At 68.9% G+C, this 19,452-nt stretch carries 15 protein-coding genes and 1 other RNA gene; 4 read left to right on the forward strand and 12 right to left on the reverse strand.

Translation table 11 applies throughout. From position 1 onward, the window contains the following. Nucleotides 1-17: 17 nt before the first annotated feature. The 3 genes from ACTICP_RS02100 to ACTICP_RS02110 form a co-directional block, all read right to left on the reverse strand. Nucleotides 18-1,304, reverse strand: coding sequence for an aspartate kinase (locus ACTICP_RS02100; protein ID WP_441889029.1), 1,287 nt, complete (start codon nt 1,302-1,304; stop codon nt 18-20). A 105-nt stretch (nt 1,305-1,409) separates the two neighbouring features. Then, a complete protein-coding gene (locus ACTICP_RS02105; RefSeq protein WP_441889031.1) occupies nt 1,410-2,027 on the reverse strand; it encodes a response regulator in 618 nt (205 codons plus the stop codon). Continuing rightward, complete coding sequence (locus tag ACTICP_RS02110; RefSeq protein WP_441889033.1) at nt 2,027-3,208, reverse strand: sensor histidine kinase; 1,182 nt, start codon at nt 3,206-3,208, stop codon at nt 2,027-2,029. Before ACTICP_RS02110 ends, ACTICP_RS02105 begins: the two co-directional genes overlap by 1 nt. A 94-nt stretch (nt 3,209-3,302) precedes the next feature. On the opposite strand from ACTICP_RS02110, the gene ACTICP_RS02115 reads away from it, so the two are divergent. Next, nucleotides 3,303-3,770 carry a DUF2871 domain-containing protein gene (locus tag ACTICP_RS02115; RefSeq protein WP_441889034.1) on the forward strand — a complete coding sequence of 156 codons (468 nt, stop codon included), beginning with the start codon at nt 3,303-3,305 and terminating at the stop codon, nt 3,768-3,770. 33 nt (nt 3,771-3,803) lie between these two features. Here ACTICP_RS02115 and recR read toward each other — a convergent pair whose 3' ends face one another. The 9 genes from recR to ffs all read right to left on the reverse strand — a co-directional run bounded on the left by recR (nt 3,804) and on the right by ffs (nt 14,934). Continuing rightward, entirely contained in the window at nt 3,804-4,397 is a 594-nt protein-coding gene (gene recR, locus ACTICP_RS02120; protein ID WP_441889036.1) for a recombination mediator RecR, read from the reverse strand. Then, complete coding sequence (locus ACTICP_RS02125; protein WP_441889038.1) at nt 4,397-6,700, reverse strand: DNA polymerase III subunit gamma and tau; 2,304 nt, start codon at nt 6,698-6,700, stop codon at nt 4,397-4,399. Before ACTICP_RS02125 ends, recR begins: the two co-directional genes overlap by 1 nt. Nucleotides 6,701-6,788: 88 nt before the next feature. After that, complete coding sequence (locus ACTICP_RS02130) at nt 6,789-9,275, reverse strand: glycoside hydrolase family 65 protein (RefSeq protein ID WP_441889040.1); 2,487 nt, start codon at nt 9,273-9,275, stop codon at nt 6,789-6,791. Further along, nucleotides 9,272-10,033 (reverse strand): HAD family hydrolase, encoded by a 762-nt coding sequence (locus ACTICP_RS02135; protein ID WP_441889042.1) that lies wholly within the window; start codon nt 10,031-10,033, stop codon nt 9,272-9,274. The genes ACTICP_RS02130 and ACTICP_RS02135 overlap by 4 nt, the downstream gene beginning before the upstream one ends. Before the next feature lie 98 nt (nt 10,034-10,131). Further along, nucleotides 10,132-11,355 carry an acetate/propionate family kinase gene (locus tag ACTICP_RS02140; protein ID WP_441889044.1) on the reverse strand — a complete coding sequence of 408 codons (1,224 nt, stop codon included), beginning with the start codon at nt 11,353-11,355 and terminating at the stop codon, nt 10,132-10,134. A 79-nt stretch (nt 11,356-11,434) separates the two neighbouring features. After that, nucleotides 11,435-13,549 (reverse strand): phosphate acetyltransferase, encoded by a 2,115-nt coding sequence (gene pta, locus ACTICP_RS02145; RefSeq protein WP_441889046.1) that lies wholly within the window; start codon nt 13,547-13,549, stop codon nt 11,435-11,437. A gap of 24 nt (nt 13,550-13,573) precedes the next feature. Beyond that, nucleotides 13,574-14,176 carry a hypothetical protein gene (locus ACTICP_RS02150; protein ID WP_441889048.1) on the reverse strand — a complete coding sequence of 201 codons (603 nt, stop codon included), beginning with the start codon at nt 14,174-14,176 and terminating at the stop codon, nt 13,574-13,576. Then, nucleotides 14,173-14,775: a rhomboid family intramembrane serine protease gene (locus tag ACTICP_RS02155; RefSeq protein WP_441889050.1), complete on the reverse strand. Its 603-nt coding sequence runs from the start codon at nt 14,773-14,775 to the stop codon at nt 14,173-14,175. The genes ACTICP_RS02150 and ACTICP_RS02155 overlap by 4 nt, the downstream gene beginning before the upstream one ends. A gap of 62 nt (nt 14,776-14,837) precedes the next feature. Next, nucleotides 14,838-14,934: signal recognition particle sRNA small type (ffs, locus tag ACTICP_RS02160), an RNA gene on the reverse strand. A 103-nt stretch (nt 14,935-15,037) separates the two neighbouring features. On the opposite strand from ffs, the gene ACTICP_RS02165 reads away from it, so the two are divergent. The 3 genes from ACTICP_RS02165 to ACTICP_RS02175 are packed head-to-tail and all read left to right on the forward strand — an operon-like array spanning nt 15,038 to nt 19,440. Continuing rightward, entirely contained in the window at nt 15,038-16,024 is a 987-nt protein-coding gene (locus ACTICP_RS02165; protein WP_441889052.1) for an AAA family ATPase, read from the forward strand. Between the two features lie 4 nt (nt 16,025-16,028). Continuing rightward, entirely contained in the window at nt 16,029-17,228 is a 1,200-nt protein-coding gene (locus ACTICP_RS02170; RefSeq protein WP_441889054.1) for a DUF58 domain-containing protein, read from the forward strand. After that, entirely contained in the window at nt 17,215-19,440 is a 2,226-nt protein-coding gene (locus tag ACTICP_RS02175) for a transglutaminase family protein (RefSeq protein WP_441889056.1), read from the forward strand. Before ACTICP_RS02170 ends, ACTICP_RS02175 begins: the two co-directional genes overlap by 14 nt. Nucleotides 19,441-19,452: the final 12 nt, after the last annotated feature.

Raw genomic sequence — 19,452 nt, forward strand, 5'->3', positions numbered from 1 at the left:
ATCCCGGAGCCGTCTGCCTAGCGGCCGGTGCCGGCGTGGACGACGGCTTCGTTATCGGCATCCAGCCCGTACGCGGTGTGCACGATACGGGCGGCGTCGGCGAGATCGGTGTCTCGCAGCACGACCGAGATGCGGATCTCGGAGGTCGAGATCATCTCGATGTTGATGCCCGCGGTCGACAGCGCCTCGAACAGGGTCGCTGAGACCCCGGAGTGCACGCGCATTCCGGCGCCGACCACCGAGAGCTTTCCGATCTGGTCGTCGTGGATGAGGCCATCGAAGCCGACCTCGGTCTGCTCCGCCGCCAACGCCTTCAGCGCTGCGGAGGCATCCGCCTTGGGCAGGGTGAACGAGATATCGGCACGGCCGGTCGCAGCGGCCGAGACGTTCTGCACGATCATGTCGACGTTCGCACCCGACTTCGCCACGATCTTGAAGATCTCGGCGGCCTTTCCCGGCACGTCCGGCACACCGCTCACGGTGATCTTGGCCTGGCCCTTGTCTGTGGCGACGCCGGCGACGATCGGTTCTTCCATGACTTCTCCCTCAGCTTCGCGGGGGTTCTTCATGCCCTCGCCCAGAACGTACGTGCCCTCGCCCGACGAGAACGTCGAGCGCGCGTGGATGAGCACACCGTGGCGGCGTGCGAACTCGACGGCGCGGATGTACAGCACCTTCGCGCCGTTGGCGGCGAGCTCGAGCATCTCCTCGCTGGAAACATGGTCGAGCTTCTGCGCCCGCGGGATCACACGCGGGTCGGCGGTGTAGATGCCGTCGACATCGCTGTAGATCTCACAGACATCCGCGTTGAGCGCCGAGGCGAGCGCGACCGCCGTCGTATCGGACCCGCCGCGGCCGAGCGTGGTGATGTCGCGGGTGTCGCGGTTGAAACCCTGGAACCCAGCGACGATGACGATCGCCCCCTCATCCAGTGCCTCGCGCAGACGCACCGGGGTCACGTCGACGATGCGCGCGGACCCGTGATGGTCATCGGTGATCATGCCGGCCTGGCTGCCCGTGAACGATCGGGCGTCGAACCCCATCGAGTGGATCGCCATGGCCAGCAGCGCCATCGAGATGCGCTCTCCGCTGGAGAGCAGCATGTCCATCTCGCGCGGCGCGGGGATGGGAGCGACCTCGTCGGCGAGATCGAGCAGCTCGTCTGTGGTGTCGCCCATCGCGCTCACGGCGACGACGACGTCGTGCCCGGCGCGCCGGGTGTCGACCACGCGCTTGGCGACGCGTTTGATGCTCTCGGCATCGGCGACGGACGAGCCGCCGTACTTTTGCACAATGAGGGCCACGTTCACTCCCTGGGACGTCGGGCAGTTCCGCCCACGGGATATTCTACGTTCGTCGCGTATGCCCGCCTCCGCATGTGACGGATGCCGTTGCCGACATCTGTCTGCTCAGAGCAACCCCAGCCGCCGCGCTTCACTGGCCGCCGCCGCCCGACTGGCGACGCCGAGTTTCTCGAGGAGGTGCACGACGTGCGTCTTTACGGTGGACTCCGAAATGAAGAGCCGCGCGGCGATCTGCTTGTTGCCCGCACCCTCATCGACGACCAGCAGCACCTCACGCTCGCGATCCGTGAGCGTCACCCTCGGCGCACGGAGCGCAGCGATGACGCGAGCGTCTCCGCCGGGAGTGAGCACCATCGCACCGGCGGCGGCATCCGTGATCGCGGCGACGATCGTGTCGTTGTCGACGTCCTTGAGCAGGTACCCGGCGGCCCCCGCCTCGATCGCTCGGATGATCTGCGCATCGTGATCGAAGGTCGTAAGGATCACGACGGCAGGCGCGTCCGGCATCCGCCGCAGTGCAGCCGTCGTATCGACCCCGTCCATCCCATCGCCCAGGCGCAGATCGCACAGGACGACGTCCGGGTGCAGTTCGGATGCCATCTCGAGTGCTTCCTCACCCGTCGAGGCCTCCCCCACGACGGCGAATCCGCGCGTCTCGATGATGGCGCGGAGCCCGGCGCGCACGATGGGATGGTCATCGACCAGCAGGATTCTCGTCGCCATCAGCTGTCCCCTCCTGTCCGCTCCACGGGCACCGTCGCGGTGAGCACCGTGCCCTCCCCCGGCGCCGATCGCACCTGGAGGGTGCCGCCGAACTCGCGCAGTCGCGAGCGCATGGCCGATAGTCCGTACGACGTCGAGGTCGCCGTGGAATCCGACACCAGGAACCCGACGCCGTCGTCGGTCACACTCATCGCCACCTGACCCGCTGCAACCTCGAAGGACACTTCCGCGCGCGACGCTCGGGCGTGCTGGCGCACATTGGCGAGCGCCGATTGGGCGACGCGGAGAAAAACGACCTCCTGCGATGTCTGCATCGCAGGGAGGGCCGGATCGACCTGCAGCGCGGTCTCGATCCCGGTGTCGCGGCGCAGCGCTTCCAGCATCCGCTCGATCGCCGCGGCCAGAGCAGCGCCTTCGAGCTCGGCCGGTGCGAGCGCGGCGACGATCCGCCGCAGATCGGTCAGCGAGTGCTGCGCGATCGACTCGATCTGCGGCATCCGCTCAGCGTCGGCGGTGCGCGCCATCAGCACCACCGAGCTGAGCTCTTGAGCGATCGTGTCGTGCAGGTCGCGAGCGAGGCGCGTGCGCTCCTGTGTCGCGCCGGCGTCCCGCTGGGTGCGGGCGAGCTCCTCCTGCAGGGACGCCATCTCATCCTGCGTGCGCACGAGCGAGGCGATCAGTCGATCGCGTTCGACGGCGTCGCGCAGCAGTGCGTCGTAGCCGAGCGAGATCGCGAGTGCGAAACCGCCACCCAGCAGCGGGCCCGCGACATGGGCGAAGGTGATGGGCACCTGATGCACCACGGGGGCGACGATGGCCGCGATGAGCACCGGAATCGCGAAGGCGACGGACGGCCACTGGTGCAGGACGTGGCCGGCGAGCAGCAGCAGCGGGAACGAGAGCCAGACGAACTCGGCCGACAGCAGCAGCATCCCGAGCCACAGGATGCTGAGACCGCCCAGCCACCACCCGGTGAAGCGGCCGCGCGCGAATGCCGCGCCGGTGGCGTACCAGGCCAGGAAGACGCCGGCCATGAGCATCGCGGGCAGCAGGGGCACCCCGGTCGCAATCGCGCGGATCGCCGTCACCGCCGAGAGCAGCGCCGTGATCATATGCAGCGCGAACCGTGCGACCGTCAGCATCCGCCGGCGCGACGGGTCGGTGATGTGCGGCGACGACATGCTCCGATTGTCTCTCTTTCCGCAGACGAACGCGGGCACGGATGTCGATCTTTCGATGGATCTGCTTCCGGCGCCCGGGGCGGAGGGTGGAACCATGACCTCAGACACCACCACCCCGACCACGACGCGCGCCGTCTCGCGCTCCGCCCAGCTTCAGCTGCTCACCGCCGTCACCGTTTACGTCGTGCTCGGCCTCGCCGCCGGCCTCTTCTACCGGGAGTTCACCAAGGCGAACGGCTTCGAGGAAGGGCTCATGGGACAACTCGGCCTCGCTCACACGCACCTCCTCACGCTCGGCATGATCGTGCTGCTGATCGTGCTCGCGCTCGAGAAGTCGTTCCAGCTGTCGTCGAGCCGACTGTTCCGCTGGTTCTTCTGGATCTACAACGCGGGCGTAGCCCTCACCTCGGCGATGCTCATCTGGCACGGGATGCTGCAGGTGCAGGACCTGGAATCCTCGAAGATGATCGCCGGGATCGCGGGCCTCGGCCACATGCTCGTCGGCGCCGGGTTCGTGCTGCTGCTCGTGTCGCTGTTCTCTCGGATCCGCAAGGACTCGTAACGCGCACGCCGAAGCGGTCCGGCGGGGTCGTCCTCACAGCGTGCGACGCCCCTCGAACGCACGCCCGAGGGTGACTTCGTCTGCATACTCCAGGTCGCCGCCCACCGGCAGCCCGGACGCCAGTCGCGACACCGTGATCTGCATCGTCGTGAGAAGCCGGCTGAGATAGCTCGCCGTCGCCTCGCCCTCAAGGTTCGGGTTCGTCGCGATGATGACCTCTTGCACGGTGCCGTCGGCGAGCCGCGACATCAGCTGCGTGATGCGCAGGTCGTCGGGCCCGACGCCGGCGATCGGACTGATCGCCCCGCCGAGCACGTGGTACAGGCCGCGGAACTCGCGCGTGCGCTCGATCGCTGACACGTCCTTCGCGTCTTCGACCACGCAGATCAGAGCGGGGTTGCGACGCGGATCGCGGCAGATGCCGCACCGATCCTGCTCGGAGACGTTGCCGCAGATCTCGCAGAACCGCACCCGCGCGCGCACCTCGGTGAGCAGCTCGGCAAGACGGGCGACGTCGAACGATGGCGTCTGCAGGATGTGGAAGGTGATGCGCTGTGCAGATTTCGGACCGATGCCGGGGAGTCTGCCGAATTCATCGATGAGCTCCTGAACGATGCCGTCGTACATCAGGCGAACCTCGCCGGCGGCTCATACGGCTCTTCGCGCACGAAGGTCGCGCCGAGCACCTGTCGGATCACGGCTTCGCCGTAGCGCTGGACGCCGCCCGGTGCGCGATCTGCCACGGCAGGGGCGGTCCGCACCGACGGAGCGGATGCTGCCGGGGCCGTGTTCTGCGGCGCCGCGGACGCTGGCGCCCCCTGGCCCTGTGGTGCGGTGCCCGGGCCTGCCGAGCGCGGATCGTCCGGCGGCGCGTCGTACGGGGGCGCATCGTCCGACGGCGGCGCATCCTCGTCGTCGGGAAGCGGCGGCTCATCGCGGTCGACGAGACCGTCCTGCGGAAGCGGTGGTGCGGGCACCCCGACTTCGGTGGGCTCGTCATCGACGGGGAACTGCGGTTGCGGCGCAGCGCCGGGTGCGACGGCATCAGTCGAGAGTGCATCCGGCGCGGGAGCATCGGCGGGGCCGGAATCCGTCGGGATCGATGCGACTGCCCAGTCGGTGACTGCGGCCGTCTGGTTGTCGGGAGCCTGATTCTCGGAGCTCTTATTCTCGGCTGCTTGGTTCCGGGAGGGCCGTGGGGCGGTGCGGACCGGAGCCGAAGCAGCCGAATCCGACAGCGCCGCCGGCGGCAGCTGCGCCGGGCGGTACTTCACCTTCACGCCGAGTTCCTGCTCGATCGCGGCGCGCAGATGGTCCGACGGACCGCTTCCGGGGGTCGCTCCCTTGAACTTCGCGAGATCCTGCTCGCTCGAGAAGCCGATCGTGAGCACGTCGGTCTCTGCCGTGAAATCGAGCGGCTGCACCCCGGTGACGAGCAGCCACGAGGTTCGGCTGACACTCTCCAGACGCTTGAGGACAGCCGGCCACGCCGCACGGATGCGGTCGATGTCGACCGGGGTGGTGGATGCGGGGGGTGCTTCGGAAGGGGTTTCGGGGGTGGGAGACGCTTCGGGGGCGGGAGACGCTTCGACACGCTCCGCTCGCTCAACGCGTTTCGTCTCGCCTTCGGCTCGCTCAACGACCGGCGATGAGGTCTCGGCGGCCGCGGCTGCGGGCGCCGGCGATGAGGTCTCGGGGGCGGGAGCGGGCGCCGGTGATGAGGCCGCGGCTGCGGGCGCCGGCGAAGCGGGCTCGGCGACGGGAGCGGGAGTCGGTGAAGCGGCGGCGTTCGGGGCTGGGGCCGCAGGCGCGACGGGAGCGGAGCCGGTTCCGGCAGCGCTCAGCACACGCGCGATCATCAGTTCGAGGTGCAGTCGCGGTGACGTCGCCCCCGTCATGTCATCCAGCGCAGCGCTCACGACGTCGGCCGTGCGCGAGAGTCGCGCTGCGCCGAAGGCGTCTGCCTGCGCGCGCATGCGTGCGAGCTCGTCTTCGGCGAGGCCGCGGAGCACAGCGGATGCCCCGTCTCCCATCGCGGCGATCACGATCAGGTCGCGCAGTCGCTCGAGCAGGTCGTCGACGAACCGGCGTGGATCCTGCCCGGTCTGGACGACCCTGTCGATCGCGGGGAAGGCGGCCGCGGCATCCCCCGCGGCCAGCGCATCGACGATCTCGTCGAGCAGCGCGCCGTGCGTGTAGCCGAGCAGGGAAACAGCCCGCTCGTAGGTCACCGAGTCGCCGTCGGACCCGGCGATGAGCTGATCGAGCAGCGACAGGGTGTCACGCGGCGACCCACCGCCGGCGCGCACCACGAGCGGCAGCACACCCTGAGCGACCTGTACGCCCTCTTCGGCACAGAGCTTCTCGACGTACTCGAGCATCGCCGCCGGCGGCACGAGTCGGAACGGATAGTGGTGCGTGCGCGAACGGATCGTGCCGAGCACCTTGTCGGGTTCGGTCGTCGCGAAGATGAACTTGACGTGCTCGGGGGGCTCTTCGACGAGCTTGAGCAGGGCGTTGAATCCCTGCGGGGTGACCATGTGCGCCTCGTCGAGGATGAAGATCTTGTACCGGTCACGGCTCGGCGCGAACGTGGCGCGCTCACGCAGGTCACGGGCGTCGTCGACGCCGTTGTGGCTGGCCGCGTCGATCTCTACGACGTCGAGCGATCCGCCACCGGCGCGTGACAGTTCGACGCAGCTCGGGCACGTGCCGCACGGGGTGTCCGTCGGACCCTCAGCGCAGTTCAGACAGCGGGCGAGAATGCGCGCTGACGTCGTCTTTCCGCACCCGCGGGGCCCCGAGAACAGATACGCATGACCGACGCGGTCACCGCGCAGCGCCGTCATCAGCGGATCGGTCACCTGCGCCTGGCCGATCATCTCCCCGAAGGTCTCGGGCCGGTAGCGGCGATAGAGGGCTGTGGTCACTCGTCCAGCCTACGGTGTGCCACCGACACTTCGGCAGGCTCAGCGCATCGCACTTCGGCAGGCTCAGCGCATCGCACCATGCGCGCTGTCAATCCTCGAACGCCGTGTATACCGGAAAGCTGCTCGTGACCACCGGGACGGATGCCGAAATGCGTGTGCCGTCGTCGCGACGCGCCCCCTCGAACTGTCCGAGCCGCGGCCGCCCGGGCAGCACCGGTCCCTGATCGGCGAGGGGCACGACCGCCTCGGAGTCCGCCGACGCCCAGTACTCCGCGCCCCGCACCGTGAAGGTGACCGGATCACCGTCGCGTACACGCACGCGCAGCTCGTCGCGAGTGATCTTCACCAGCAGCGATGCCCGCTGCCACTGCATCCGGAACGAGAGCGACGGCCAGTCCTCCGGCAGACGCGGATCGAAGCTGAGCTCGCCGGCGTGGTCGCGCATCCCACCGAACCCCGACACGAGCGCCGTCCACACACCGCCCGCCGAGGCCACGTGCACACCGTCGGAGGCGTTGTGGTGCAGGTCGCCGAGGTCGACGAACAGCGACTGCTCGAAATACTTCCTCGCGAGGTCCTGGTAGCCGACTTCCGCGGCGAGCACCGACTGCACGACAGCCGAGAGCGTCGAATCTCCCGTGGTCAGCGGGTCGTAGTACTCGAAGTCGGCGCGCTTCTCCTCGGCCGTGAAGTGGTTGCCCTGCAGGAACAGTGCGAGCACCACATCGGCCTGCTTGAGCACCTGGAACCGGTAGATCACCAGCGGATGGAAATGCAGCAGCAGCGGATGCTGCTCGGCGGGGGTGTGCTCGAGGTCCCAGACCTCGCGTTCGAGGAACATGGCGTCCTGCGGATGGATGCCGAGGCTCTCGCTGTACGGGATGAAGATCGCCTCGGCGGCGCGATCCCAGGCATCCGGCTCTCCGGCATCCAGTCCGGTGCGCTCGACGATGCCGGCGTACGCCTGCGGATCGTCATGCTCGATCTCGCGCACGACGCGCGCGGCGTACCGCAGGTTGTACCGCGCCATGACGTTGGTGAAGAGGTTGTCGTTGACGACTGTCGTGTACTCGTCGGGCCCGGTCACGCCGTGGATGTGGAACGTCGCATCGCCGTTCGACCCGCGCCAGAACCCGAGCGTCGCCCACAAGCGAGCCGACTCGACGGCGATGTCGACGCCCTCACGCCGCAGGAAGTCCTCATCGCCGGTGGCGCGCACGTACTTGCCGAGAGCGAAGCTGATGTCGGCATTGATGTGGTACTGCGCGGTGCCGGCGGCGTAGTAGGCCGACGCCTCCTCGCCGTTGATCGTCCGCCAGGGGAACAGCGCGCCGGCCTCGTTGAGCTGCGCCGCACGGCGGCGGGCAGCCGGAAGCATGATCACCCGCGCGCGCAGGGCGTTGCGCGCCCACTGCGGGGTCGTGTAGGTCAGGAACGGCAGCACGTAGATCTCGGTGTCCCAGAAGTAGTGGCCGCTGTACCCCGACCCCGAGACGCCCTTCGCCGGAACGCCGGTGCCGTCGGCCCGCGCCGCGGCCTGAGCGAGCTGGAACAGGCACCAGCGGGTCGCCTGCTGCAGATCGTCATGCCCTTCGATGACGACATCCGAGCGATCCCAGAACTCCGCAAGCCACTCCCGCTGACGTTCGAACTGCATCGGTACGCCCTCGATCTCGGCACGATCGAGCGACCGACGGCACCGATCGACGAGCTCGCGCGCCGGAACGCCACGTGAGGTGTGATAGCTGACGAGCTTCGTGATCGTGATGGGAATCCCGGCCTTGGCCTGCACGCGGAACACGTTCTTGGCGATGTCCGGCTCGACCAGGGTGCGCGCACTGTACTCATTGTCCGTCGCGATGATGTGGTCGGCGACGAGCGCGACCGTCATACCGGAATCGGCCACCTGATACGACAGCGCCGAGCGCAGCCCGTCCTGCCAATATTCGACCGGTTCGAGCACGCGTTCGGTGATCTTCTCGGTCTTGCGCGGATCGAATCCAGCCTTCTTCTGCGCGGCGATCGGCGTGCCGCCGTACACATCGCCGCCATCCTGACGGTTCAGCAGCTGGCAGCTGATCGTCACGGGAGCGTCCGCGTTCTCGACCGTCACCTCGAGGCGCAGGATCGCGAGGTGACGCTCTTCGAAGCTCACCAGGCGCTCGTCGCGGATGCGGATGCGCTTGCCGGATGGCGTCTCCCACACGAAGCTGCGCTCGAGCACTCCGGTGCGCATGTCGAGCGTGCGCTCGTACTCGCGGACCTCGGCCTCGTCGAACGAGATCGGCTCGTCGTCGACGTAGACGCGCATGATCTTGGCATCCGGTGCGTTGACGATCGTCTGCCCGACCTCGGCGAATCCGTATGCCTGCTCGGCGTGCCGGATCGGCCAGGTCTCGTGCAGCCCGTTGAGGAATGTGCCGTGCTCGTGGGCACCGCGCCCCTCGATGTGGTTGCCGCGGAGTCCGAGGTAGCCGTTGCCGACCGCGAAGAGCGTCTCGGAGACGCCATCCTCTCCATAGCGGGTCTCGGTGAGGCGCCAGGGGTGCACCGGGAAGCGGTCGCGATCGATCATGCGCTCTCCTCGCTGTCGTCGGGCTCCGGGCTGAGGACCAGCTCGGCAAGGTCATCGACGATGCCGGTGGCGCCAGCCGCGCGCAGTGCGTCGGCACCGGCACCGCGGTCGACGCCGACGACGACGGCGAAACCGGCTGCGGCGGCCGATGCCACTCCCGCCAGCGCGTCTTCCACCGCGACGCTGGCACCGGGGGTCACACCGAGCGCGACGGCACCGGCGCGGAACATGTCCGGCGCGGGCTTCGAGGCGAGCGCGTCGCGCTCGGCGACCCGCCCGTCGATGACGATCGTGAAGAAGTCGCGGATGCCGGCTTTCTCCAGCACGGCCTCGGCGTTCTGGGAACTCGACACGATGCCCAGCGGGATGTCCTCCTCGTGCAACTGTCGGATGAGCTCCAGCGACCCCGGGTACGGCGCGATGCCTTCGCGGTGCAGCGCCGACGCGAAAGCCGCGTTCTTGCGGTTGCCGATCCCGCAGACCGAGTCGACCTCCGGCAGATCGCTCGCATCGCCCCATGGAATCTCGACGTTGCGGCTGCGCAGCACGCTGGCGACCCCGTCGTAGCGCTTTTTGCCGTCGACATGGGCGTAGTAGTCGGCTTCGGTGTATGCCGGGGTGATGCCCCACTGGGCGAACACCTCGTCGAACACCGCCTTCCAGGCGCGCATGTGCACTTCGGCGGTCGGGGTGAGCACGCCGTCGAGGTCGAACAGGACACCTTCGGCGCGGCGGAGATCGGGCAGGTTCTCGGGCACTCAGCACTCCAAGACGTGAGAAACAAGAATGATGCCGGCACCTCTCCGTGCCTTCTGCAAGCGTAGTGGTGCATCCGGCCCGCAGGAACCCAACCCACTCAGGTCAGGCTGAGCGCTTGCCGCGCGATCTCGACTTCTTCATCGGTGGGCACAACGAGGACGTCGACGGTGGACGAATCGGCGGAGATGCGTCGGATGCCGGATGCTCTGGCCTCATTGCGGGCGGGATCGATCTCGATGCCGAGGAAACCGAGCGTGGCCATCGACGCGGCACGCACTTTCGCGGCGTTCTCGCCCACGCCAGCGGTGAACGAGATGACGTCGACGCCGCCGAGTTGGGCGATGTACGCACCCGCGTACGCGCGCAGGCGGTGGATGTAGACGTCGAACGCGAGCGTCGCCGCTTCCTCGCCCGCATCGACGCCGGCGAGAATGTCGCGCATGTCGACGCGGCCGGCGAGCCCCAGCATCCCGCTCTGCTTGTTCAGGAGCGTGTCGATCTCGGCATTGTCGAGCTGCGCCGCCCGCCCGAGATGAAGTACGACTGCTGGGTCGAGGTCGCCGGAGCGAGTGCCCATCACGAGTCCCTCGAGCGGGGTCATGCCCATCGAGGTCTCCACCGATCGGCCGCCGTCGACCGCGGTGATCGAGGCTCCGTTGCCGAGGTGGAAGACGATCTGCTTCAGTTCGTCCAGCGGGCGGCCGAGGAAGGCCGCCGCCTGTTCGGAGACGTACTTGTGGCTGGTGCCGTGGAATCCGTACCGGCGGATGCGGTGCCGCTCGGCGACCGTGCGCTCGATCGCGTAGGTGTAGGCGGCCGGCGGCAGCGTCTGGTGGAAAGCGGTGTCGAAGATCGCGACGTGCGGCACGTCGGCGAACATTCGGCGCCCCGCGCGGATGCCGGCCACCGCGCCGGGGTTGTGCAACGGCGCGAGCACCGACAGATCCTCGATGTTGATCTCGACGAGGTCGTCGATGAGCGTCGGGGCGAAGAATCGGGCACCGCCGTGGACGACGCGGTGCCCGACGGCGACCGGCGGATGCTCGGTCAGCTGCGGCCCGTGCTCGGCGAACTGCTCGAGCATCACGGCCATCGCCTGATCATGATCTGCGACCTGCCGCTGCGTGCGGTGTGTGGAATCGAGCATCGTCGGGGCCGGTTCACCTTCGACACCGACGCGGCGGACGGTGTGGGAGATCTCGCCGGAATCCTGACCGATCCGCTCGATGAGGCCTTCACCGAGCGGCACCTCGCGCTCCATATCCATGAGGCTGTACTTCAGCGACGACGAACCGCTGTTGATGACGAGGACGACGCTCATGGGGCCTCCAGCCGACTATGGGTCGTTGAGCGAGCGCAGCAAGACGAAACGCGCTGAGCGAGCGCAGCGAGACGAAGCGTCATGCCGCGCCGCCCTGCGCCTGGATCGCGGTGATCGCGACGGTGTTCACGATGTCGTCGACCAGCGCACCGCGCGAGAGGTCGTTGATCGGCTTGTTCAGCCCCTGCAGCACCGGGCCGATGGCCACGGCGCCGGCCGAACGCTGCACTGCCTTGTAGGTGTTGTTGCCGGTGTTCAGATCGGGGAAGACGAACACCGTCGCTCGCCCCGCGACCGCCGATTCCGGCATCTTCGCTGCAGCGACGGCGGCGTCGGCCGCCGCGTCGTACTGGAGGGGTCCATCGACCGGCAGCTCCGGTGCTCTTTCGCGCACGAGCGCCGTGGCCTCGCGCACCTTGTCGACGTCCGCACCGGTCCCGGACGCCCCGGTCGAATACGACAGCATCGCGACGCGCGGCTCGATGCCGAACTGCTGCGCGGTCTGCGCGGATGACACGGCGATGTCTGCCAACTGCGTGCTCGTCGGATCGGGGATCACAGCGCAGTCGCCGTAGACGAGCACCCGATCGGCGAGGGCCATGAGGAAGACACTGGAGACGACCTCCACACCCGGCTTCGTCTTGATGATCTCGAACGACGGCCGGATCGTGTGCGCCGTGGTGTGCATGGCGCCGGACACCATGCCGTCTGCGAGGCCGAGGTGCACCATCATCGTGCCGAAGTACGACACATCGGTCACGGTGTCCGCAGCCTGCCCCAGCGTGACGCCCTTGTGCGCGCGCAGCCGTGCGTACTCCTCCGCGAACCTGTCCACGTACGACGGGTCGGTGGGGCTGATGATCTGGGCGGCGCCGATGTCGACGCCGAGCTCGGTCGCCCGGGCGCGGATTGCGGCCTCGTCGCCGAGGATCGTGAGGTCGGCGACGTCGCGCGCGGTGAGCGTGCCCGCAGCGCGCAGGATGCGGTCGTCCTCTCCTTCGGGCAGCACGATCCGCTTCCGATCGGCGTGGGCGCGCTCGATCAGGCCGTACTCGAACATGAGCGGGGTGACGACCTTCGATTCGGCCAGCCCCAGCTGCGTGGTCAGCTCGGTGATATCGACGTGCGTCTGGAACAGACCCAGAGCCCGGTCGTAGCGATGCCGCGAATCGGCTGCCAGCCGGCCGCGCGCCCCCATCACCCGCACGGCGGTGTCGTAGGTGCCGTGATCGGTGGCGATGATCGGCACCCGGGAAGCGAGCCCGTCGAGGAGCTTCTCGATTGCGTCCGGCAGCGGGAACGGCCCGTTGAGGATGATGCCGGCGATCGAGGGGAAGGTGCCGGAGGCATCGGCCAGCAGCAGCGCCAGCAGCACCTCGGTGCGGTCGGCCGGCACCACGACGACCGCGTCGTCTGTGAGCCGGGGAAGGACATTGACCATCGACATGCCCGCGACGACGACGCTGAGCACCTCGCGGGTGAGCAGATCGGCATCCCCCTTGACCAGACGCCCGTCGACGGCGGACAGGATGCCGCGGATCGAGGGGGCCACGAGCGTACGGTCCTCGGGAATCGCCCACACCGGCGTCGTCTGCTCCTGCACGCCCCGAATCGCATCGACAGTCGGCTGCAGGGCGTCAGGGTCGGCGCGGTTCACGATCACGGCGAACAGCTCGGCACGCTCGGCACGCAGTTCGGCGAGCGCGAGCGACGCGATCTGCCCCACCGCCGACGGTGTGCGAGCGGTGGAGGTGCCCAGCTGCTCTGCCCGTGCCTGTTGATCGCGTCCGCCGAGCACGAGCAGCACCGGAGCGCCGAGGTTCGCAGCGATGCGGGCGTTGTATCCGAGCTCGGCGGGGCTGGCGACATCCGTATAGTCGCTGCCGATGATGACGACCGCATCGCACTGCGCCTCCACCGCTTTGAAGCGACCGACGATCGTCCCGAGCGCCCGCTCCGGGTCGTCGCGGACCTCGTCGTAGGTGACGCCGACGCAGTCGTCGTAGTCGAGGTGCACGCCGTCGTGGGCGAGCATGAGCTCGAGCACGTAGTCGCGCTCTGCCGATGACCGCGCGATGGGGCGGAAGACTCCCACCCGCGGAGTCGCGCGCATGAGCGCGTCGAGCGCGCCCAGAGCGATGGTGGACTTGCCGGAATGTCCTTCGGCCGAGGTGATGTAGATGCTCCGCGCCACGGTGTCAGCTTACGACGTGTCCGCTCACGACGGGCAGGGTCCGGACAGCGCATCGACGATCGCGGCGGCATCCGTCTCGAACCGTTCGTAGTGACCGGGATCGGCATTGATCTGCACGCGATGGATCGCGATCGTGGGCTCCAGATCCTGCCACCCGCGGAGCCCCGCCAGGCGGGCGTAGAAGAGTCCGGCGGACGTCGCCGGGTCCATCCGCTCCTCGGCGCTCCCCCACCAATCCTGCTGCTGGAACAGTCCGATGCTGCTGGTGCGGGTGCCGTCGGGGTTGGTGATGCCGGAGGTCTCCCAATCGCCGTAGTCGATGTTGTGCAGGCTGCTCTCGCCCATCGCCGCCATCACTCCGATGATCTGGCCTTCACGCCCGAATCCCCGCGCCGTCGCGGTGCGCACGATGACGGCGGCGTTCTCGAGCTGTTCACCGTCCCACCCCTCGACCCCCGACGGGGGGAAGGACGCCGGTTCCGACACGCAGAGCTCCAGCGGTGCGCGCGAGGCCGCAAGCGGCACGAGCACCGCCAGCAGGACGATGAGTGTGGCGCCGCCGAGGAGGATGCCGGGGAGCCAGCCGCGGCGGCGGGCACGCCGGTGCGACCGGTCACGCCCGCTCACTCGGCCGCTGTTGCGCGGTCGCGGCCACCGAACAGGGCAGCAGCCGCGCCGCCGATTCCACCGAACAGGTGCGCCTGCCATGACACTCCGGCACTCACCCCGACGATGCCGGCCAGCATCGAGCCGCCGTAGAGCACGATGACGATGAGGGCGATGAGGGCGTAGACGATGCGATGGGCGATCGGCCGCGGCGAGAACACCCGCACGACGACGTACGCAAAATAGCCGAACACGAGCCCCGAGGCTCCGACGGTCAGGGTGCCGGGTGCGTTGACCAGCCACGTTCCCGCGCCGCCGATCACCGTGACGACAGCGGTGACGAGCCAGAACCTGCCTGCACCCTCGACGGCGACCAGGCATCCGAGCACGAGCAGCGGCAGCGTGTTGCCGATCAGATGCGGCCACCCGGAGTGCAGCAGCGGTCCGACCAGGATGCCCGGCAGACCGCCGAGATCCCATGAGCGCAGCCCGAATCCGGTGAACGAGCCCGGCAGGATCGCGTCCGCGAGTTGGATCACCCACATCAGGGCCACGAGCGCGATCGGAGACGCGAAGCGAGCGATGACGCTGGGACGCGAGCGGGCGACGGGAGTGGTCACACCACGATCCTCGCAGGTGAACCTGTGGAGCGTCAGGCATCCGCAGAAATGGTCCGCAGAAAGAAAAGGACTCTCCGCGCACCCAGCAGAGCCCGGTTACCCTTGCTACGTTTCCGTCCTGGGGGAATTGGCCTGGATGCTGCCACGCGGAGAGCCGCAGGCAAGTCTACCTGCACCGCGACGGCAACGAGAATCGGCTGCCCGGCGCCACTCCGGCGGGGTTACGATCAATGAACACCCGACGTCGGGCGAGAGGGAGCGCATGGACGACCTGCACGACACCGAACCCGGGATCACGGCCGAGCAGTTCGCGACGCAGACGGCAGCGATCCTGGCATCCGTCGGCGACGTGATCGATGGTAAAGCGGATGCCGTACGTAGCGCCCTGGTCTGCCTGCTGGCCGAGGGCCACCTGCTCATCGAAGATGTGCCGGGCGTCGGCAAGACGATGCTGGCGCGCGCGCTGGCGGCGAGCGTGGATGCCACGGTGCGCCGCATCCAGTTCACCCCCGACCTGCTGCCCAGCGACGTCACCGGCGTGTCGGTGTACAACCCGGTCGACCGGGAGTTCGAGTTCAAGCCCGGCGCGGTGTTCGCGCAGATCGTGCTCGCCGACGAGATCAACCGCTCTTCCCCCAAGACCCAGTCCGCGCTGCTGGAGGCGATGGAGGAGGGACAGGTCACCGTCGACGGGCGCACGCACATGCTCCCCGATCCGTTCCTCGTGGTCGCAACCCAGAATCCGCTCGAGATGGAGGGCACCTACGCGCTGCCGGAGGCGCAGCGCGACCGCTTCATGATGCGCATCTCGATGGGGTACCCGGATGCCGCGGCCGAAGCGCTCATGCTCCGCCAGCGCGACAGCGTGAACCCGCTCGCCGCGATCCGCCCTGTAACCGACGCCACCGCCGTCACGCGCATGATCGGCTGGGCGCGTTCGGTGCACGTCTCCCCCGCTGTCGAGGAGTACGCGGTGGCGCTCGCGCAGGCCACTCGCAATGATCCGAGCCTGCACCTCGGCGCCAGCCCCCGGGCGACGCTGCAGCTCGTCCGCGCCGCGAAGGTGTGGGCGGCTCTCGACAATCGCGAGTACGTCATCCCCGATGATCTCACCGCACTCATCCTGCCCGTCTTCGCTCACCGCCTGCTTCCGGCCCGCGGCGTGCATCGGGCCGGCGCGCAGCCCGTCGAGGCGGCACTGCATCAGATCGTGGAGCGCGTCCGGGTGCCGCTCACCGCCCGCGCCTGAGATCATGCGCTCCGGCAGACCTCTGACCCTCCGCGGCGTCGCCGCGCTGCTGACGGGGCTCCTGTGCGCGATCGCCGCCAACATGTTCGCCGCACCGATCCTGCTGTACGTCGCCGTCCTGCTGTTCGCCCTCGTGATCCTCGCGGCCATCGTGGTGCGAGTGCCGCGGCGCAGCGGTGCCGTCACCCGCCGCATCTCCACAGACCTGCTCACCGTCGGCGAGGAGTCTCAGGTGGCCGTGCGGTTCGATCTGCGTGCCCTTCGGGTGCCGTTCGGCACGTGGCAGGACACGCTTCCGGATGCCGTTGCCGGAGACGCCGAGGGCGAGTTCCCCACCGATAACGGCACCCACATCCGCTACAGCATCATCGGCGTTCATCGGGGCGTCTGGTCCGTCGGGCCGCTGTCGCTGCGAACCACCGACCCCTTCGGTCTTGCACAGCGCGTGCAGGAGTTCGGCGATTCCCGCACGGTGACGGTCGTGCCCGAGGTGGTGCCGCTCGCGCCGATGAGCGGTGACGTCGGCGCCGCCGGTGGCACGGCGCACACCGCCTCGTCGCGGCTCGGGCAGGGCAGCGACAACCTGTCGCCGCGCAAGTATGTGTCTGGGGACTCGATGCGCCGCATCCACTGGCGCGCCACTGCTCACCGCGGCGATCTCATGGTGCGCCAGGAAGAGGAGGAGGCGAGCCCTGACGCGATCGTCATCCTCGACCGCGCCGCTCGCCGATGGGAATCACTCGAGGCCAGCGCGGATGCCGCGTTCGAGGCCGCCGTGACCGCCTGCGCCTCCGTCGCGCTCCATCTCGTGCAGGAGGGTTACAGCGTAGACGTCCGCGACTCGGCGGGCACCATGCTCGGCGCGCTGCGCGGCCAAGAGGACGATCGCGATTCGCTCCTCGTCGCGCTCGCGATGGTGCGCCCGCAGGGCGAGTCCCGCGAGATCGTCGCCCTGCTCGACGGAACGCCCCCGGGTCCCCTCGTCGTCATCACCGGGAACCTCGACGAGGCCGATGCCGCCGAGATGCGGCACGGTGGCGCCGGCGCCCCGATCCTGCTCATCGCGGCGCCGCAGCCCGGGGCGGCCGCAGCCGCAGCCCTGCGCGGATGGTCGACAGCGGAGCTCGATGACGACGTATCGAGCACGTGGGATGACGCCCTGGCCGGACACGTGGCACCGGGAGGCGGCCATGTTCCGCGCTGAGGCCCGGGCCACGGGTCGCACGCCGATCGACTTCGAGGCGCGCACGAGGCGGCGCGATCGCACCCTCGCGGCCGCCCTGCTCTCGGTCTGCGCAGGCCTCGTGGTGCTGTGGCCGTACACCGCGGTGATCGCGGCCGGTCCGTGGTCGCTCACCAGCGTGATCCTGATCGTCCTGGCCGTCGCGACGGGCATGACCCTGCGGTTGGTGCGCAGGGGTCGGCTCGCCGACGGTCCGTGGCCCGTGCTCGCTCAGCTGGCCGTGAGCATCATGGCCGTGACCCTGCTGCTGGTCCCGCAGGGGGCGCTGCTGGGCGTCATCCCGACCGGTACGACACTGTCGACTCTCGCCCAGCTGGCCACCGATGCCCTGGAGCAGGTGCAGTTCGGCACGGCCCCGCTGGCCGACACGCTCGCGCTCCGCACCGTGCTCGGCATCGGCTTCGCGGTGATCGCGATTCTCATCGACCAGCTCATCGCGGCGCGGTTCGCCCTGCCCACGATCGTCCTCGTCGCCGTCGTCGGAGCACTCCCGATGATCATCACCGTCGGCGACGCGAACCTTCCCTGGTTCGTGCTGCTCGCACTGCTGGCACTGTTCCTGCTGCGGCACAGCATCCGTCATGGCGATCAGCGGCAGCGGCGGACCTCCGCGGGCGTCACCCTCAGCGTCGGCGCTGCAGCGATCGCGGCAGCGCTCGTGGTGACGCCGGTGCTGCCGATCTCGTCGACCTGGGTCGGAGCGGGCACGAGCGCGCGGATCGATCCGTCGCTGAGCCTGGGCGAAGACCTCCGGCGCCCGACCCCGTTCACGGTGATCACCCTCGCAACCGACGCTCCCGCCGCGCCGTACCTGCGCGTGGCGAGCCTCTCAGACTTCGACGGTTCGACCTGGAGTCCCGATGAGAGCGACCTCCAGCCCGTCTCGGACGGTTTCGGCACCCCGGACTGGTCGGAGCAGATCGAGACCGAAGAACGCCGCACGTCGATCCGCGTCACCGGCATCTCCGGTTCGCTGCTGCCTGTCCCCTACGCCGCCACGAAGGTCGTCGGCCTGACGTCGGGATGGCAGGCGATGCCCTTCAACCGCACCGTGACGTCGGAGAGTCGGGATGCTGCGGACGAGGACTACACGGTGACCTCTCAGATCGTGGAGCCGACGCAGGAGCAGATCCAGGCGACGTCGGCGTCACCGCGGAGCGCTGTCGATGTGCCCGACTTCATCGCTGCGACGACGCGCGAGGTCACCGCCGACGCCACGACCGATTACGACCGACTCGTCGCGATGCAGAACTGGTTCCGCTCGCAGTTCGAGTACTCGCTGGAAGCCCCGGTGGACGGCGACTTCGACGGAACGGGCACCGACGCGGTCGAACAGTTCCTTCAGGTGCGCTCGGGCTACTGCATCCATTTCGCCGGCGCATTCGCATTGATGGCGCAGTCGCTCGACATGCAGGTGCGGATCGTGGTCGGCTACCTGCCCGGGTCTCTCACGGACGAGCGGCGCGGCGACGAGTCGATCTACACCGTCAGCAGCGACCAGCTGCATGCCTGGCCGGAGGTGCACTTCGATGGCATCGGCTGGGTGCCGTTCGAGCCGACAGCGTCGCTGGGAGTTCCGACCGACTACCTGCCTGCCACGACCGAGGGCGGCACGACGACGGATCCGAATGAACCGGAACCGTCTGCGGAGCCGTCCGCCGCGCCGTCTCGCGATCCCGCGCTCGACGAAGATCCGGATGACGTGACGGCGACGGGAGCGGATCCGCTGCGGCAGCTCGATCCGACACCGGTGGTGCTCGTGGCGGCCGGCATCCTGCTGATCCTGCTGCTGCCCCTGTTCGTCCGCATCGGCGTTCGCGCCGGAAGGATGCGGCGCGCACGTCGCGGCGACGCGGCATCCGCCTGGCGGGAGGTGGAGGCGACGATGCTCGATCTGCGGATGCCGGTGTCCAATGCCGACACACCCCGCACGCGCGGCGCGCAGCTGGTGGAGCAAGGGGCGGATGCCGCAGACGTCGGCCGGCTCGTGGATGCCGTGGAGCAGGCCAGCTTCGCCCGATCGGCCGATGCCTCCGGTGACCTCGCAGCGGCGCTCGGGCGGATCGCAACTGCCCTGCGGCGCAGCGTCGACACCCGTGACCGGTTCGGCGCCACGATGCTGCCGCGGTCGCTGTTCGTGTCCGAACCCGCGCGCGCCTCGGCGCCGGGTTAGCCGCGGCGCCGG

Origin of the sequence: Microbacterium sp. (assembly GCF_052102115.1) — a bacterium.
Lineage (GTDB): Bacteria > Actinomycetota > Actinomycetes > Actinomycetales > Microbacteriaceae > Microbacterium.

What these genes read in the sequence shown, in the direction of transcription:
- ACTICP_RS02105 (WP_441889031.1), bottom strand. Translation starts at nt 2,027, where the DNA reads ATGGCGACGAGAATCCTGCTGGTCGATGACCATCCCATCGTGCGCGCC.
- ACTICP_RS02110 (WP_441889033.1), bottom strand. Translation starts at nt 3,208, where the DNA reads ATGTCGTCGCCGCACATCACCGACCCGTCGCGCCGGCGGATGCTGACG.
- ACTICP_RS02115 (WP_441889034.1), top strand. Translation starts at nt 3,303, where the DNA reads ATGACCTCAGACACCACCACCCCGACCACGACGCGCGCCGTCTCGCGC.
- recR (WP_441889036.1), bottom strand. Translation starts at nt 4,397, where the DNA reads ATGTACGACGGCATCGTTCAGGAGCTCATCGATGAATTCGGCAGACTC.
- ACTICP_RS02130 (WP_441889040.1), bottom strand. Translation starts at nt 9,275, where the DNA reads ATGATCGATCGCGACCGCTTCCCGGTGCACCCCTGGCGCCTCACCGAG.
- ACTICP_RS02140 (WP_441889044.1), bottom strand. Translation starts at nt 11,355, where the DNA reads ATGAGCGTCGTCCTCGTCATCAACAGCGGTTCGTCGTCGCTGAAGTAC.
- ACTICP_RS02165 (WP_441889052.1), top strand. Translation starts at nt 15,038, where the DNA reads ATGGACGACCTGCACGACACCGAACCCGGGATCACGGCCGAGCAGTTC.
- ACTICP_RS02170 (WP_441889054.1), top strand. Translation starts at nt 16,029, where the DNA reads ATGCGCTCCGGCAGACCTCTGACCCTCCGCGGCGTCGCCGCGCTGCTG.
- ACTICP_RS02175 (WP_441889056.1), top strand. Translation starts at nt 17,215, where the DNA reads ATGTTCCGCGCTGAGGCCCGGGCCACGGGTCGCACGCCGATCGACTTC.